The 17790-nt window shown below is 37.5% G+C and carries 15 protein-coding genes and 1 tRNA gene; 9 read left to right on the top strand and 7 right to left on the bottom strand.

Annotation, left to right across the window (positions count from 1 at the left end; genetic code table 11):
- Positions 1 to 67: 67 nt before the first annotated feature.
- Complete coding sequence (locus IPM47_00515; protein QQS29468.1) at positions 68 to 706, bottom strand: MgtC/SapB family protein; 639 nt, start codon at positions 704 to 706, stop codon at positions 68 to 70.
- A 108-nt stretch (positions 707 to 814) separates the two neighbouring features.
- Here IPM47_00515 and IPM47_00510 point away from each other — a divergent pair, with 108 nt between their 5' ends.
- The 4 genes from IPM47_00510 to IPM47_00495 all read left to right on the top strand — a co-directional run bounded on the left by IPM47_00510 (position 815) and on the right by IPM47_00495 (position 4934).
- A complete protein-coding gene (locus IPM47_00510) occupies positions 815 to 1594 on the top strand; it encodes an enoyl-CoA hydratase/isomerase family protein (protein ID QQS29467.1) in 780 nt (259 codons plus the stop codon).
- Between the two features lie 45 nt (positions 1595 to 1639).
- The gene (locus IPM47_00505; protein QQS29466.1) at positions 1640 to 2386 is read left to right on the top strand and encodes a shikimate dehydrogenase; all 747 of its coding nucleotides are present in this window, start codon (positions 1640 to 1642) and stop codon (positions 2384 to 2386) included.
- 57 nt (positions 2387 to 2443) lie between these two features.
- Positions 2444 to 3550 (top strand): DNA recombination protein RmuC, encoded by a 1107-nt coding sequence (locus tag IPM47_00500; GenBank protein ID QQS29465.1) that lies wholly within the window; start codon positions 2444 to 2446, stop codon positions 3548 to 3550.
- A 157-nt stretch (positions 3551 to 3707) separates the two neighbouring features.
- Entirely contained in the window at positions 3708 to 4934 is a 1227-nt protein-coding gene (locus IPM47_00495) for a hypothetical protein (GenBank protein ID QQS29464.1), read from the top strand.
- A 157-nt stretch (positions 4935 to 5091) separates the two neighbouring features.
- Here IPM47_00495 and IPM47_00490 read toward each other — a convergent pair whose 3' ends face one another.
- A complete protein-coding gene (locus tag IPM47_00490) occupies positions 5092 to 5607 on the bottom strand; it encodes an RNA polymerase sigma factor (GenBank protein QQS29463.1) in 516 nt (171 codons plus the stop codon).
- A 667-nt stretch (positions 5608 to 6274) separates the two neighbouring features.
- Here IPM47_00490 and IPM47_00485 point away from each other — a divergent pair.
- Complete coding sequence (locus IPM47_00485; GenBank protein ID QQS29462.1) at positions 6275 to 7693, top strand: c-type cytochrome; 1419 nt, start codon at positions 6275 to 6277, stop codon at positions 7691 to 7693.
- Between the two features lie 570 nt (positions 7694 to 8263).
- Here IPM47_00485 and IPM47_00480 read toward each other — a convergent pair.
- From IPM47_00480 to IPM47_00470, 3 genes are all read right to left on the bottom strand, one after another.
- A complete protein-coding gene (locus IPM47_00480; GenBank protein QQS29461.1) occupies positions 8264 to 8707 on the bottom strand; it encodes a hypothetical protein in 444 nt (147 codons plus the stop codon).
- 608 nt (positions 8708 to 9315) lie between these two features.
- On the bottom strand, positions 9316 to 9699 hold the full coding sequence (locus IPM47_00475; protein ID QQS29460.1) for a VOC family protein: 384 nt from the start codon (positions 9697 to 9699) through the stop codon (positions 9316 to 9318).
- A 114-nt stretch (positions 9700 to 9813) separates the two neighbouring features.
- The gene (locus IPM47_00470) at positions 9814 to 10350 is read right to left on the bottom strand and encodes a hypothetical protein (GenBank protein ID QQS29459.1); all 537 of its coding nucleotides are present in this window, start codon (positions 10348 to 10350) and stop codon (positions 9814 to 9816) included.
- Positions 10351 to 10816: 466 nt separating this feature from the next.
- Between IPM47_00470 and IPM47_00465 the strand changes: the two genes are divergently transcribed.
- Complete coding sequence (locus IPM47_00465) at positions 10817 to 11761, top strand: T9SS type A sorting domain-containing protein (protein ID QQS29458.1); 945 nt, start codon at positions 10817 to 10819, stop codon at positions 11759 to 11761.
- Positions 11762 to 12426: 665 nt separating this feature from the next.
- Here the strand turns inward: IPM47_00465 and IPM47_00460 are convergent.
- Together IPM47_00460 and IPM47_00455 are read right to left on the bottom strand one after the other, a co-directional pair.
- The gene (locus tag IPM47_00460; GenBank protein QQS29457.1) at positions 12427 to 14034 is read right to left on the bottom strand and encodes a T9SS type A sorting domain-containing protein; all 1608 of its coding nucleotides are present in this window, start codon (positions 14032 to 14034) and stop codon (positions 12427 to 12429) included.
- Positions 14035 to 14290: 256 nt separating this feature from the next.
- A tRNA-Ala gene (locus tag IPM47_00455) sits at positions 14291 to 14364 on the bottom strand.
- 203 nt (positions 14365 to 14567) lie between these two features.
- Here IPM47_00455 and IPM47_00450 point away from each other — a divergent pair.
- The 3 genes from IPM47_00450 (at position 14568) to IPM47_00440 (ending at position 17169) form a co-directional block, all read left to right on the top strand.
- On the top strand, positions 14568 to 15623 hold the full coding sequence (locus tag IPM47_00450) for a nucleoid-associated protein (GenBank protein QQS29456.1): 1056 nt from the start codon (positions 14568 to 14570) through the stop codon (positions 15621 to 15623).
- A 271-nt stretch (positions 15624 to 15894) separates the two neighbouring features.
- Entirely contained in the window at positions 15895 to 16185 is a 291-nt protein-coding gene (locus IPM47_00445; GenBank protein QQS29455.1) for an integration host factor subunit beta, read from the top strand.
- Between the two features lie 102 nt (positions 16186 to 16287).
- Positions 16288 to 17169 (top strand): tetratricopeptide repeat protein, encoded by an 882-nt coding sequence (locus IPM47_00440; protein ID QQS29454.1) that lies wholly within the window; start codon positions 16288 to 16290, stop codon positions 17167 to 17169.
- Positions 17170 to 17790: the final 621 nt, after the last annotated feature.

The following is a 17790-nucleotide window of genomic DNA, read 5'->3' as shown; positions in this document are numbered from 1 at the left end:
ATGACAAATAAGGCGATGGCAATTATAGTATGCTGCCGTTATTTTGATAAAAAACCAAGAAAAAGGGTTAATACTCAAACTCCTTTACACTTTCTTCGTTAATCATATTTTGAACAAAATTGCGGTGGTTTTCCTTTCTGCCTTTGGTTGTAAAGGTCATGACATAAAAATGTTCAAAGCGCTGCAGTTTGTAATCAATCACCTTGATTTTGTGTTTTTGCAGCAAATCGTGGCAGATAATTAAAACTTCATCCGTTTTTTGGCAGGTGATTTTATAGGTATTTGTTTCGGCAGCATTGTCAATAATAATTTCTATATACCAAAATATCAACAGGATAATCATAATCAGCCCAAGTGCTTCAAAGGCTAATAGTATATTACCACTGCCGACGCACATGCCCATTGCAGCCGAAACCCAGATTGTAGCTGCGGTAGTCAGTCCTCCAATTCGGTTATCAGCTTTGAAAATTGCGCCGGCACCTAAAAACCCGATACCGGTAACAATATTTGCGGCTATCCGGTCGGGTACATTGGGTGGACCTATTTTTGAAGACAGAATTGTAAAAAGACAAGAGGCGAAACTGATCAGCGTGATGGTTCTGAATCCAGCCGATTTGTCTTTATACTCGCGCTCGGCTCCAATTGCAGCACCTATGGCAATGGCAATAAACAGCTTGATAACATCTTCTTGTAAAAGTTCTAACATACCCACTTTTGTTTTTTGCAAAGGTGCAAAGATTATTTGCTAAAACAGTTGTTGTCCATCCGGATTTATGTTATTATTGCCGGAATATAAACCCAAAACTGCGAATTTATGACTTTCACCACAATCGAATATCAAGTCGAAAACCGGATAGGATACATCACCTTAAACCGCCCTGAAAAACGAAATGCATTTAGCGCCGAATTAGTGAGCGACTTGAAAGCGGCCTTTACCGAAGCTTCAAATGACACGAATGTAAAGGTAATTGTGCTGAATGCAAAAGGAATGGCTTTTAGCGCAGGTGCAGATTTAGGGGCTTTGCAACAACTGCAAAACAACACTTATGAAGACAATTTTCGGGATTCTTCTGAACTTGCCATCCTATTCGAAATGGTATATACTTTGCCCAAAGTGGTGATTGCACAAGTCGAGGGTCCTGCAATAGCCGGCGGTTGTGGCTTGGCAACTATTTGCGATTTTGTTTTTGCCACCCCAGAATCAGTGTTTGGTTATACAGAGGTAAAGATTGGGTTTTTACCCGCCATAGTGATGATTTTCCTGCTTCGCAAAATTGGAGAAACCAAGGCTAAAGAACTTTTGTTGTCGGGCGAACTTATCCAAGCTGATAAAGCGCTGAAAATCGGGTTAATCAACTACGTTAAACCGGCAGAAGAAATTCATCAGTTGGTCTATGATTTTGCACAATTCCTTTGCTCACAAACTTCAGCAGATTCGCTACGGCTGACCAAACAGATGATAGCACAAGTTCAGGGAATGCAATTGAGGGAAGCGCTCCGCTATGCTGCCGAAATGAATGCCACTGCGAGGGCAACTGATGATTGCAAACGCGGCATTTCAGCTTTTTTGAACAAGCAAAAAATTGAATGGTAAGGCGAATTATTTTTACCTTTTCGGTCTCAATTACTCGCAACCGATATGAACTTATACGGGTTGATTGGTTATCCGCTAACTCACTCTTTTTCGAAAAAGTATTTTACTGAAAAATTTGCAAATACCGGGCTATCTGATTTAGTCCGTTACGAACTGTTTCCGCTCAGAAATATTGAGGAATTCGAGTCTTTGCTGAAACAATACGCGCCAAATTTGAAAGGGTTGAATGTTACCATTCCTTACAAAATAACAGTCATGCCGTTGTTGACTGATTTGGATAAACGTGCCGAAAAAGTTGGTTCGGTCAACACAATTGCGGTGCTATCCGATGGAACAACCAAAGGCTACAATACCGACATAGATGGCTTTCAACAATCGCTTTCTCCTTTAATATTAGCAAATCACAGTCATGCTTTGATTTTAGGTACCGGAGGTGCGGCAAAGGGAGTTGCTTATGTGTTGGATAAAGCCGGAATTGACTACACACTGGTTTCGCGAAAACCTGAAGCAAGCCAACTGTCCTATCAACAACTTGACCGCAAGATCATGGAGCAGCATACATTGGTCATTAATACTACTCCTTTGGGGATGTTTCCCAATATTGAATTATATCCCGATATTCCTTATCAGCATGTAGGAAGCCGTCATTTTTTTTATGATTTGGTGTACAACCCCGCTCAAACCCTATTTCTGCAAAAAGCAGCTATGCAAGGTGCTTCTGTAAAAAATGGCTTGGAAATGCTATATTTGCAGGCGGAACAATCGTGGCGAATCTGGTGTAATCCTACTTAACTTTCCGGATTGTCTGAATAGAATGTTTCTAACCCCTAAACCGTATCAAGCCAAACAATGATTACCACTGCTCAAATCCTAACCTTGTTGGCTGCTGTTATTTTGGTGGCGTTACTGTTTATCATTTATTTGCTTATCCATCAGCGTTCTCAATCTAAAGACACGGGAGCTTTGCAATTGATGCTTAGTCTGTTGAGCGATTTGCGAAATGATGTCAGTACTGCCAATGTTCAAAGCCGTTCAGAAATGCAGGAAAGACTCGATGCCATGATGCGGCAAATGAATACTTATCAACAAAGCACTTCTAACCACTTGATCCGTCAACATGAAAGCAGCGCAGCCCTGATAGGCGATATCAGTGGGAAACTCGGTACTTTAGAAAGCACCAACCGGCAGATTTTGAATTTTGCCGAACAAATGAAAAGTCTTGAAAAAATACTGCAAAACCCCAAACAACGCGGGATTTTAGGTGAGTTTTTTCTCGAAGCCCTGCTTCAAAATCTTCTTCCACCGGCTCAATATAAAATGCAATTTGCCTTTACTAATGGGGAGAAAGTAGATGCAGTCTTATTTTTTAAAGACAAAGTTGTGCCGGTTGATGCCAAATTTTCACTCGAAAATTACAATCGCCTCCTTTCAGCCGACAACACTGCCGAACAACTTCAGATGGATCGTTTGTTTAGGGGAGACCTTAAAAAAAGAATTGACGAAACGGCAAAATACATTCGACCTGAAGAAAATACAACTGATTTTGCGCTGATGTTTATTCCTGCAGAGGGCATTTACTACCACCTGCTAAATCCTCAATCAAGCACGTCGGGCATCAACGCCGTTTTGCCTGATGTGATTCAGTATGCCTTCAGCAAAAAAGTGATTGTTGTTTCTCCGGTTTCTTTTTATGCCTATATCCAGACCATTCTTCAAGGTTTAAAAGCCCTTCAAATAGAGCAATCTATCAAAGAAGTTATGCTCAAGGTCAATGAGTTGGGCAAACAACTTCAACAGTATGAGTTTTATATGGATAAATTGGGCAAATCCATACAGACCACAGCAGATACCCATAGGTATGCGCAAAAAGAATTACAGAAAATTGATAAAACCATTGTCAATATCAATCAAATTGGCAAAGACAATGATGAAGGGCAAGCCAATTTGTTTCAATAAATAGTTTTAGCATTTGCGCTGCTCATCGGGCACCCTTTTTTGGCATTTACTCCAGAACACCGGCAAATTGGCTCATAATTTGTACCGATTACATTTTTTCCTTTTTAGGAAAAGTCAATGCTGTTTTTCAATCCCGACTGCCCAAAAACCTGTATCAATGAATCGCTTGCCAATTGTTTTTTTCTTTATTGGTTTTATGATGTTTTTGGAGGTATCCTGTTCGTTTACCGCTTCAGAAGATGATACGTTTAATAATATGGCTGTTAATCAAATCAGAGCTGACCAATTGCCTTATTATACTTTTGCAAAACAATTAGAGGAAACCATCAATGCCCGCAACCCTGACTTTCTGAACGAAAATTTTCAAGTCGGTCTTTTATTGTCAAGACTTGCCAGAGAATTGGGTTTGTCTTCAAAGGTTGCCGGAGATCTATTATTGGAATTCCAAAACGAAACAGACTTAGGAAGACTGTTTATCAATTCATTGGAAGGAGAGGGGAAATTTCGGTTTGTATCAATGCGAGGGCTACCCCAAAAACCTTCCTTGTTGTTCAGGCTGACGGTTAATGAAGAGTTAAACTATTTCGAAGTATTTCTAACTCCTGCACAAAGTACTGATTTGATAAGAGTTCATGATTTTTGCAACTATAAGGGAGGGTTGACATTTTACGAAACCCTGAAAGCAATTCTGCTCAGAACTTTAAAAAATGAGAGATTGAAAGAAGTGGACGCTAACCTGTTGTCTCAGGCAGATCTGGCAAAGATAGAACATGCCGCTTTTTTAGACGATTTGACGATAGCTGTTCAAAACCAGGCTTTTGGTCAGGCATCGAGAATGATTAAACAGTTGCCGGCAGCATTGAAATTCGACAAAATGATCCTGATGTTAAAACTGAAAACCGGTTACTATTTGAAAAATGAATTGCTTACAGAAGCCCAAACCGAATTCAGAAAAGCATTTCCCGGCAATCCTATTGCTGATTTTTTGATGTTACAACTTTCTGTTACAGAAAATAACCATGCCCTGACTTTGCAATTTGCCGACAGACTTGCCACACAAATTCAGGATAAATATTACCTCAATCTGATAAAAGCAGCGGCTCTTCAACATTCCGGAGATTTTGAAAAGTCGGAGTTGTTGCTGCGAGATGCTTTGGAATTAGAACCGGAACCGATAGAGGCTTACGAAAGATTGTCGGGGTTGTTGTTGGAAGAAGAGCGGTTTGATGTGTTGTTAGTTTTGTTTGACAGGCTAATTAACCATTTAAACCAAACCCCCGAACTCCTTCTGACAGATGTTAAATGTCAGGAGTTTTTTAAGACGGAGTTATACCAAAAATGGTGGAAATCTTACTGCCCGGAACAGTTTCCCGACAGAACTTAAACCTAAAACAACCTGAAAGATACTTTTTAAAGAAGCATCGAATATTGCTTTAGCAAGGGATGGCAGGTAAAAAGGAAAAATCAGGAGTAAAGTGACAGAGGGTTAAAATGCAAAAAACTTCGGGGAGGCAGTTAAGACACTCCCCGAAGGATAAATACTAACCTCCTAAATGTTTATACACATCTAATTCTTTTTTTAGCTCTTTTCTGGCGAAGAAAATTCGGCTTTTGACCGTTCCCAAAGGGAGTTGCAGGTCGTTGGCTATTTCCTGATACTTAAATCCTTCATAGTGCATCATAAAAGGAACTTTATAATCATCGCTCAACTTTTCGATTGCTGAAAAAGCATTTTGCATGACAAACGAAGCTTCAGAACCATTTAGTACAGTTTGTTTGCCAGAATTTAAATAAAATAAATTATCGGTCGAGTCGGCTATTGTGTTTTGTTTGGCCTTCCTGCGATAACTATTGATAAATATATTGCGCATAATGGTAAATAGCCATGCTTTCAGATTAGTCCCTTCAGCATACTTCTCTTTATTCATCAATGCCCGGTAAACGGTTTCCTGAATTAAGTCTTTTGCATCATCAGGGTCTTTTGTAAGATTGATGGCATACGGTTTCAGGTTTTTCGACAACACTACCACTGAACGATTAAACTCAAAACTACCCATAGCCTGTATTTTATTGGTTACGCTGCAAAGATACTGCTTTTTTCATTCATTGTTTAAACTTTGTTAAACTTTTTTAAAAAATTATTAAACAAAGCGTGATTTTCTATCCTGACAAAGATAGTATTACTTTTGCGTTCTAACAAGTTAATGGTTAAACATTATTTGAAAAATTGGTTTTTTAACACTTTTTTAACATCTCAGAAAAAGTTTCAGGGATTTTATAGTTTGAGAATAGCAGAATTCCTATAAAGTATAACCTACAAAAACACTTCGCCTTAACTTTTTTTCGATTGACACAACTTTTAATCTCTTGTAGTAAGTTTTAATCAACCGGATTTAAATCTGTTTCTCCCTATAAATTGCCATAACAATAGCTATTTTTAGAGGCTGAAGAATTTACTTGTCTTTATCAGGATGTTATGTGAACTTTTTTTTAGGCTGATACTTGCGATTTAATTTTTTAGAAAAAAGAAAGCATTAAAAACACATAATAATTTGATACTTTTGTACCAAGTGCATCTTATCGGGAGTACATTGGCATTTTTGCTTTTTAACCAAAACTTAACTCCGTAGAAAAAAGGTGATTATCCAGAAATAAATAAGATGCTCTGATGTTGTTATACTTTCCTCTTTGATTGAATGTAAAACCAAACTAAACTATGCTGCTATGAAGGCTAAACATTTCATTTATCTCGTGTTAGGAGTTTTTTTTGCGGTCATGTTTTCTGTTTCCTGTAATAAGGACAATGACGATGATGACAACATGCCAGAAGATACTTTAGCTGCACATCTGACTTATATTCCGCCTTCGGCACAACGAACAGGAGACCCTGAAGCAGGACGTGATTACCTGATTTATGGCAACTATATAGCCAGTGGTATTCCGTATAGTTTAGTTGGTACTTTGCTGCCCGGTGATGGCAATGCTTTGGGAAGAACCGGGGACAATGCCACTCTTCCCCATGGATTTTCGGCGGTTGATGCGCTCAATGGAGTTAGAGTGGTAGCGCCAAACTGCCTGCAATGCCATGGTGAATTTATCAACGACGAATTTATTATAGGCTTAGGCAACAATACATCGGATTATACTGCCAGCCAATCGGGTTTAATCACCATTGCAGATTTGCTGATAACCAATGTTTATGGTCAATCTTCGCCTCAATGGGAGGCTTACCTGCCCTTTAGAAGATCTACCCAAAAAATAGCTTCAATTTTACACGCCGAAGTCAGGGGCATCAATTTAGCCAATAATGTGTTTGCCATTTTAGCGGCATACCGCAATCCGGATAATCTAGTATGGACAGATGAACCTGTAATGCCGGTGCTCGACAAAATGGGTCCTGTTGATGTGCCGGCTTGGTGGCATACTAAAAAGAAAAACGCTTTATACTGTAATGGGTTGGGAGAAGGTGATTTTGCGCGATTGATTATGGCGGCCAACCTGCTGACAGTTTCAGATACCTCCGAAGCACGCGTGGTAGATAATCATTTTCCCGATGTAGTGGCGTATCTGAAAACTTTAGAACCACCTCCATATCCGCAATCTATTGACCAAACCCTGGCAGCCGAAGGCAAACTGGTATTTACTGCCAACTGTGCCCGATGTCATGGGTCCTACGGTCCGGGAGGAACTTACCCTAATTTACTGGTAGATTTGGAAACCGTTCAGACTGATCCGCTTTTGGCAGAGGGTTATTATGCAGAAGCATCAAGCTATGTGAACTGGCATACTGAAAGCTGGTTTACAGAAGACCCATATAGTGCGCAGTTAGTGCCAAAACTTGGATATATGGCCCCACCTTTGGATGGTATCTGGGCAACCGCTCCGTATTTTCACAATGGTTCGGTCCCAACAGTAGAAGATGTGCTGAACAGCGCAAACCGCCCTGCTTATTGGAAACGCACCTTTGACAACAGCGATTATAATTACGAAAAATTAGGATGGAATTATACCGTCGAAACTGCCGGAAACTCACAAACCTATAACACCACCCTTGAAGGATATGGCAATGGAGGGCATACTTTTGGCGACAAACTGACCACTCAGGAAAGAACCGCCCTATTGGAATACCTGAAAACCCTATAGTCTTAATACGGATTGTAATATTAAAATAGTCCATTCAAGAGAATGGCAATTGATATTTTTGGGAACTGTAGCAATCTTATTATCCTTATCCCGTAGGGATAATATATTGGTAGCAACGAAAAAAAAACCCGTCATCATCATTCCGTAGGAATGTAACAAAGGCTGTAAAAAAATTTGTTCCATGTATATTACATGCCTACGGCATTGAGATCCCTTGGTTTGGCAGTTCTACCAATATTATATGCCTACGGCATTGGATTTGTCCCAAAACGCCAAATTTTCGGGGTGAACAGCACAATTGGATTGGACTAAAATGAATTTACAATCCTTATAACTTATCATAAACCCAATGAAAGTTCGTCCAAATTTTCTCTTTGGTATAAACCGATTAACTTGTGCGACCTAAACAATATTGAATAGAAAACCCGCTATATGTTTTTTGAAAGATATTGCAGAAGAGCGACATTTTAATACATCGCGCAAATAACTAAAGTTGAATTGGTGGGCTTTAAATTTACCAAAACCAATTCGCTTCTATTTGCGTACTTAAAAAAGTGCGTTTATAGAACCTCAGAAAGTGAAATTCATAATCTTTTTCCCTTTTTGGCTTAGTCCTGTTTCATAATTAAAAAAATTAGTTTCAGGTAAAGGATTTAAAATCTGTTTCTTCTTGAAAAATGGAATCAGAAATGGCTGATTTCTTGTTTTAAAAAAAGAAAATGAAATAAGAAACGGTTCATTTCCAACTTCAATTTTTTGAAATGAAACAAGAAACGGTTCATTTCTTATTTTAAAAATTAGCATTGAAATATGAAACGGTTCATTTCTTACTTTAAAAGTTAGCATGGAAACAAGAAACGGTTCATTTCTTACTTCATTCAATAAAAAAGAAACAAGAAATAGATTGTTTCTTTTTTCAAAAACTATAAATGAAGTAAGAAACGGATTAAAACCAATTTCAAAAATGCCCGGAAAGTCAATTTTATTCCATTTCAAGTCAATTAAAATTGCCAAAATTGCTTTTATTCTACCTGTTTCCTTTCATTATATTACCAAATTGTCATCATTACTTACAGAAATGCCTTTTACCAAAAGATTTTTCAATACTATTCTGTGGATTTTTAAAGTTTACCTTCTCTATTAACATTTTGAAAAGTGTAAAATATTGAATTAGCCCCATTACCCCATATTTTTCGCAAATTGGTTTAATTTATCATTCGCAGCGAATATTCATACGGATTGTAATATTAAAATAGTCCATTCAAGAGAATGGCAATTGATATTTTTGGGAACTGTAGCAATCTTATTATCCTTATCCCGAAGGGATAATATATTGGTAGCAACGAAAGAAAACCGTCATCATCATTTCGTAATGTAACAAAGGCTGTAAAAAAATTTGTTCCATGTAAATTACATGCCTACGGCATTGAGATTCCTTGGTTTGGCAGTTCTACCAATATTATATGCCTACGGCATTGGATTTATCCCAAAACGCCAAATTTTCGGGGTGAACAACACAATTGGATTGGACTAAAATGAATTTACAATCCTTATAAGACATCAGAAAATGTCTTTTTAAAGATTAGTCAGCTACTTACATTCTTTTTGGATACCGAAGTAGTTTACACCCTCGAATGTAAAGCAATGCGATTGCCTTCGGTATCCATGATTACCGCCATATACCCATAATCTTCGGCAATATGAGTGCGGGGTACTACTATGGAACCTCCTGCTGCCTCTACCCTCGAAAGTTCGACATTCAGGTCTCCTGCTCTCGAGGTGAAATAAACCAAGGTTCCATTAGCCGAAGGGGTGTAAAAGTCTTTATGGCAAACAAGGCTTCCTGGAGAACCCGTTCCATTTTCTACCCATGGAAACCAGGACATGTCTAACTCTCCCATTGGATGTCGCCCTAAAGTAAAACCGAAAACGGTTTCATAAAATTTGACCGCTCTTTCCATATCGGTAACCGGAATTTCGACCCATCCTATTGCATTTTGATTCATAGTTTAACATTTAAAAGGTTTGAAAAACAAAAAAACGACCTAAAGGTAACTTGAAAACTATAGATTGTTAAAAAGAGTAAAGACAATTTGTGGCAAAATGATCAATTGTGAATACTACTTCACTGTTTTATGTTTTTGGGCAAGTTCGTATAGGTCCTGCAGTTTTTCGTTCGCTTGTTTTACTAAAAAGACAATAGCTTGTTGGGTCATAGCCCCTGAAGTTTCAAAGGTTAAGGTGCGGGTAGAGTTAATGATGGTTAACCTTATGAGAAAATCGTTAATGATGGTTTCATTGCTTGAAATGCCTCTTTCGATTGAAAAGAAAGCATAAGTTTTTGTCGGTGAAACGCTTCTCAGCTCTTTATTTACAAAAGCGAAATCAGAGAACCTGTAGTTATTATCAAATGCTAGTTTGATGTTGGCATTGTTCAGGCTGTCTTCTTTGGCGAGCTTATCGGCTTCTTTTGGTTTGTTGTATTTTTGTAGTAATTGAATATTAGCGCTGTTGTCTTCCAAAAGAACATAAAGCGTAGAGTCTTTCAGGTTGTCGGCCAGTTCGTATCGGTAGAGTTGGATGATGCCTACAGGCTTACAAGCTATCCAATACATCAACAATATTCCGGCAATAATAATCAGCATTTTTGTCTTCATAATAACGTTTTAACCTACCTGAACATCACATTGGTGAAAAGTAAGCGATATTTGACCCGTGTTGTTTGTCAGTATAGATTTCAATATTGATAGTCGCTATTGAAAATCGCAATTTCAATCTAATCGAAGTACAAATAAGTCCGACCATTTCTGTTATTCTGCGAATAAATACGGGATGCAAATTTAACGGTTTTATTAGGCTTTTACAGTTTTGCCCGATTTGTTTGGAGTATTTGACGAAAACAAGAATTAATTTTTTCGATACGGACGTTTCCTGATAAACACCTATTTATGTTTTCACATAAAACTGATTTATATCCACGAGTTAATTTTTTAACAGAGCCAACGCATAGTAATTTGATTTCGTTTAATCTGTATCCGGATGCTCATCCGTAATTCTTCACTCTTTCATTAAACCACTATGAAACTGACAAAAGTACTGTTTGTGTTCCTTTTAACCAGTCAAATGATCTTTGCACAAGACTGGCCGCCTAATCTATGTTCTCTTCAATTTGCAGATGAGTGCAACTTTTTAGTAGATTTTGAAACCCCCGAACCTTATCTGAGTTTGGATACTGTAGCAGTTTCTGATAATATCTGGCAAGTAGGCACACCCTCCAAGGTATTGCTCAACAATACATTTTCGGGCAATCATGCAATCGTAACTGATTCATTAAATCCCTATCCAATCAACAACCATTCTTATTTTGACTTGTATATTGGGGGTTTCAATATTTGTGGCTACCCGAGTAGTATTTTTGTCGAAATGTACCATCAATTCGATACAGATACTTTACAGGATGGTGGATACATTACTGTCTCTTTTGACAAAGGAGAAACATGGAAAAATATAATCGGAGATTTTTCCAATGAATTGGAATCGGGTTTAGGCCCACCTTGGGAATCAAAAAATATTTATTCGACAGAAGATGTGTTATACAACGGTGAATATGGTTTTTCGGGCAGGTCGGAGGGGTTGGTGCATACTGCTTTTGCATGGTATGTACTTGGAGTCGGTAATAGTCGCTCTTCGATTGCAGATACTGCTATTTTGCGGTTTAATTTTATCAGCGACAGCCTCCAAAACAACCGAGAGGGTTGGCTGATAGATCATATCAAAATTTATTCCTGTGAAATCGAGAGCAATGTTCAAGATTTGCAATACGACTCCGGTTTGTTTATCCTGCACCCCAATCCTGCACAAACAATTGCTAATGTAAAAATGAACAAGATTTACAGTCAAATAGAAATTCAGATTTCTGATATATTGGGAAATACCGTGTCAAAGTCCGAACTGAAACAAACAGCCGAATTCCCAATAAATATAAGCGATTTGGATACAGGCTTGTATTTCGTCCGTTTAATTGCAGACCATCAAAAAACAGCTACAAGTAAACTGATTGTAAGATAACCGGTTTGCCGAGAATACTGGGCATGTTTAGTAATCCGCCTGTTTGATATTCGCTTTTTACCGTTTTTATTCCGACCTCTCGGTTTCAGTAAAAAAGAATTCCGGATAAGCTCCGGCAAAAGCACTATGTTACATCTGTTAAGAGGTCTGATATGAAATTCAAAAATTTCTAACGGTCAAATTCCACCTGGAGACGGTCAATTTCCACCCTGAAACGTTTCATTTCCACCTGGAAACGGTCAGTTTCCAACCTGAAAAAGTGTTCGCTGTCATAGCAGAAGAAAAAGAAAAGGGCTCTTTCGACCCAAGAACCATATAGTTTATATTATAACTGATTAGATCAGGAAGGTTTTTATTGGTTCTCAATAATACAGGTTGTAAAATCAAAAAAGTCCAAACAATCCGGGAGGATGTTAACAGTATAGCGCAATTTGTAAGGTAGTGGTTTAAAAATAGTTGGGTTTCCAACAGTCATTAACTGTTAGTTCCGATTCTTGTTACGGACTATATTGAAAAAGCATTTCAAGTAACTCAGCTTCCCCAATGATGGCATTGTACGAAAAACAAATTTATATTGGCCGCACAGTAATTATGCAGAGGCTTGTGTTTGTAACTTACTGCGTTATTATTTTAGACTAAAGTGAATATGTAAAGCGAATGAGTGTTTATTGCTTAATTACTATTTTTTGAGTAGTACGCTCGGTAGGGGTATCTATAGTTAACAATAATACTCCATTTAAGTCTGAGTTTTTTAATTTGAACTGATACGAATTGACCCCTGTTTTCAGGTTTGTTAGTTTAGTTTCATCAATCTTTCTGCCGTCATTACTATAAACCAACAACTTTATGTCCACAACTTTATCTAAATAAAATTGAATTTCAAAGTTGCCATCATTAGGATTTGGAAAGACTTGAAGATTTAAAGTACTGATACTATTTCCATTCAGTTCGTGAAATCCTACTGTAGTATTTTTAATTACAAATACTTTATAAATCTGACTGCTGGCACTGCTTTGGCTTCCTGTATTGGTGAAAAAAATATTAGGAGCAGTACTACTGATACCCCCATAAATATAACCTATTAAAGTAGTATCATTTGAAAGATTATCCAGATTAATAACATGATTATCATAGTGAGGCGCTGAAACTAAAGGGATAAACTCTGCACCGGCACCCAAATAGGCTGGCATTTCTGCCGGTAATTTATACTCAGTCATGATGCCGTTTTCATCCCGTATTACACAGGCTATGGTGTTAACAAACGGAACATTATCGTCTTGTATCAGAACCCCGGAGTTGACATAAAATTGAGCGATACCTCCGAAAAATACATTATACATTTGATTGTTTAGAATTGAAAAAAGCGGCAACACCGCACAGTGATAATGGTTGTAGTGTTGCTCAAAAGTATTATTAACTTCGTAAGCAGTGCTGTCAATATTTACACAATTCAAAAAGGGCAAATTAACAGTAGGTTGAAATACACCTGAAAAGGCGGTTAAGCCTTCTGAGCCGTTTGGCATTATTTGCGGTATAACATTGAAATCTCTTCTATGAAGATTTACGGCATCGGTAATTTCAGGCAAATGAGTTACTATGATTTGAGTGCCGTTGTCTGTCAAATTAAACTTTCGGATAGCATTAGTATAGACCTGAGTAAAAGATGAATTCCCCATCGGATGATAGTCACCATCAAACCTATGCCCTCCCACAAGATAAAACGTGTTATTTATTTTTTTTAAATGCCCTCCCGTTACTGCAAACTGAGGGTCAGTGATTTGTCTGAAATAAGGTGTCAGAGACGCACCTGTAATTATTGAATTGATTACAGCCGGAACATCTATAGCTGTGATAAAGTCAAATGTTTTTTTAGAAGCCGAAGCTGCATGATACCCATATCCGCCAACTACATATAAATAGTTTTCATTTTGGTAGAATTCCATATTGGTAGAACTAAGCTGCTCTTTCAAATCGGTGGAAAGAGAAGTTAATGGTGCAGACCACTTTTGCAGAGTTGTGGGGTCAACTACAATCAATTGATTGTTGTTGCCGGCAATATCAAAGGCAGCAAAGGGTTGTCTTCGGTGTAACCCATCAAGTCTTCCGCCAATAATTAACCATTTACCATTGTGCTGTCCGAATGCATAAGATTGAAGTCCGCCCAAGCCCGAAACAGCGATAGGTTCGATATGTATTTCAAAGGGAATTGATTGGGCGTAGATGAAAACATGAAAGATCAGCAAGCAGGTAAGCGTTAAAAGTTTTTTGTACATTTTATTTGACTTTAATAGTTGTACAAAATTACAAATACAGCTTACAAGGCTTTGTAAACAATGTTACATAAGCCGGTTAATCTTCAGTTCCTAATAACAATTGCTGCCATTTTCGAAACCCGGTAACTTCACCAACCCCCAAATTTGCTGAAAGAAAACTTCTTTAAAAAGTTTAGAAAAAATACAATGCTGAAGTATAACTTTAAATTGCAAGAAATAAAAAAACCCTTACAGAGTAAGGGTTTGCGTGAAGTAGTGGAGAATATCGGAGTCGAACCGATGACCTCTTGCATGCCATGCAAGCGCTCTAGCCAGCTGAGCTAATCCCCCCGATAACTAAAAAAAACAGGCATTTCAAAAAAAACGTTCAAATGTGGCGCAAAATTAAAAACTTTACCTGATTTTTAAACTATGTGGCACGATTTTTTAAGCTATATTTAATGCCTCCGTAAAACTCTGATAAGGTTTAGGCCGAACTTATCAAACTTATGATATCTTTGCACCTCCAATCACCTAAAAAATAAGTCTGCTATATGCCTGATTTTGCGCAACTAACTTTTAAAAAATTAGCAATACACCGGGTGGGGAACAAGCTCCGCAGTGAAGGTGTGTTGAGCGCAGCAGAAACATATCCGCTTTCAGACGAACATTTGCGAAATACATTATTAGATTACTTTCTTCCACCATTTACCAGGTATAACGATTATTACAAGTTTACCCACAACTCAAACCTTAATCTTAATGAACTTTTCGCGTTTTGCCGCCATATTTTTGAAAAAAATGGTGAGTTTTTAGACGAATCAATTAATATCGCCAAACACCTGTACAATCAATCTATTCACCCTCAAATCAAAGGTGGTGAATTGTTCGTCGCCTATTTTTCTGATTGCATGATTGAAGATGAACTAACCGATGCTATAGGCATTTTTAAATCGGAAGAAAAGGACACTTTTTTCAAAACAGATGAAAAAGAAAACTCCATCTTATTGCATATTGAAAAAGGGATTAACCTGAAAAGGTTAGACAAAGGCTGCATGATTTTTAATACTTTTCAAAATGATGGTTATCGTGTTATAATTATTGACAAACTAAGCAAAAGTGATAGTGAAGCCCGTTACTGGAAAAACGATTTTCTAAATATTATCAGGGTCGAAGACAATGGGTTGGCAACAGAGCTGTACCTAAGTATGTGCAATGAATTTGGTGAAGACACCTTTGGTACTGAGCAGGGCAAAAGCGAACAGGTTTTGTTTATGAACAAATCGTTGCAATATTTTTCTGACCATGAACTTTTTGATGTGTCTGATTTTGCCGATCAGATTTTTGAAGATAAACCCGAGCATGCTCAACGGTTCAGGGAGTATAAGCAGCGATACGAATCCGAAAATAACCTCTTGGCCGGCAATGATTTTGTTATATCTCAGCCTATGGTTAAAATCATGAAACGTAAATTTCGCAGTCTAATAAAATTAGATACAAATATTGATATCAGACTACATTCCGAAACAACAGAAAAATATATTGAAAGAGGCTATGACGAAGACAAACAAATGAGTTTTTACAAAATTTATTTTCGGGAAGAAGAATAAGGATTCGCTTCTTTGAAGGGAATTGGATTATTAGTTGGGTGAAAAAAAGTTTTGTTGCACCGCCTCATTTATCTAATTTCACTATACAATGCCGGTTTATTAGGCAGTATAGCACATCACAATTCTATAACTCACATTTATCAGTATTCTCCCAATAAAATTCTGCTAACTTTGCCGTGTTTAGAAAGAATTCGGGTTCCTGCATTGTTTAATCGTTAAGTCGTTTAGTTGATCAAATACAATCATTGTAAGATTTTATAGTTTGACAGGTATGAGAAAATTAGATGTTGTTGCCAAAATAGCTCAAAAAACCGGAATTGATAAAATTGATGTGTTGGTTACATTGGAGGCTTTTTTTAAAGAAATCAAAGATGTTCTGTCTGATGGAGAAACAATCAGTATCAGAGGCTTTGGCAGTTTTACAGTGAAGAAAAGAGCCAGAAAAATTGGCCGCAATATCCGAAAAAACGAGGCTGTTGAAATACCTGAAGCCAATGTTGCGACATTCAAGCCATCGAAAGCCTTAAACGAGGCTGTTAACAGAGGAACAAAACGCAAATAGAATTTTTATAATTTTCCACCTCCTTTAATTATTATCTGATTTAGCTTACGCACCGACCTATACTGCGCAGGCATTATTCCTTTTCACTTGCTTACGTACAAAATGACATTTACAAAATCACAATTGGCATTGGTATTGGCTTGTATTGCCTTGGTTGCCCTTTTATACATTTTTGGACAACGGAGATCATTAGATTCGCCTGTTTCAGATCAAATGACATCCGGTATGGTTATGCCGAAAATGAATGACGATAAAGAGTTGTTAAAAACACAAATTGATATATCAGCCTTGTCCGAAAGGCTTAAGGCTAAAATTAATCCAACAACTGCAGACAGTATTACATATTGGGAACAACAATTTCAGCAAAGCGAGGATACAGCTAAACAAATTCAAACGCTCAAACAAATTGCCCGTTTATGGGAAAAAGAAGGGTACCTTGAATTAGGAGCAAACTATTATCGTCAGATAGCACGTTCTGATTCAACGCAATCAAATTGGAAGGAAGCGGCAGACAAACTGGCGGATGCTTTTCAGTTAGCCGGTGATTCAACAATGAGGTTGTTTTTAATCGAAAATGCAATTGATGCCTATCAAAAGACTTTAAAATTTGACACTTCTCAATTAGAAATAAAAGTAAATATCGCTAATTGCTATTTTGATGCATATTCTGATAACCCTCAAATGGTAATGGCAGGAGTTATGCTCCTTCGAGGAGTTACGAATGTAGATTCTACCCATATTCCTGCCAATTTATCGTTGGGCCGAATGTCAATTGTCTCCGGGCAATTTGATAAAGCAGTATTGAGATTTCAGACAATAATCAGGAAAGACCCAAGCAATGCAGAAGCCTATTATTATTTAGGGGAGTCTTATGCGGCTTTGGGGCAAAAAGAAAAAGCGAAGGAAGCATTTGAAAATTGTAAAAAACTGATAAAAAACCCTAACTTTGCCGCCGAACTGGATAAATATATTCAACAATTGTAAACAATTAAATATCAAGCAAATATGCCTTGCGGAAAAAAAAGAAAAAGACATAAAATAGCCACGCACAAACGCAAAAAACGTCTCCGAAAAAACAGGCACAAAAAAAAGAAATAGGTTTTCATAATTAGCCTGCTTTTGGCATTTCTTTTAGAATTGGCTAAATATTTCTGGCAAACATAAGGTTAAAATATTGATACTTTTGTCTGTTGTATTCTTTGATGCAGCAGACAAAAGTTTCTTTTTTTGGATGTTTTTGCTTTCGTTAGTGATTGCCTGCAATTATCCTGACTTTCATGCGGTTTTTCCAATTCTGTTGTAAAAGCAAATTCGTAATAGCATCATAATAGTGTTGTGCTAAAAATTGCGCTGCCTTTAAGGGATAATTTTTCTGTTTAAAAACAGTATTTCAAACAGGCCGGTTATTTGTTTCAATTTTACAAAGACATTTTTAGCGGCATTTCCTTAAATTTGCAGGGGATTGAGCAAAGTTGAGCAAAACCTGTAAAACTTGGCCTGAAATTAGCAGCTATTCCATAAGCTAATTTAACCGATCCGGCAAAAGTGATGACTAAGCAACCAATCAATACCTCAATCATTTCCGCGTATGAAGAAAACCGTTAC

Source organism: Sphingobacteriales bacterium (assembly GCA_016700115.1).
In the GTDB taxonomy this organism is placed as follows: domain Bacteria; phylum Bacteroidota; class Bacteroidia; order Chitinophagales; family UBA2359; genus UBA2359.
The sequence above is the reverse complement of the archived record's forward strand: the minus strand, read 5'-3'. Positions and strand labels throughout refer to the sequence as shown.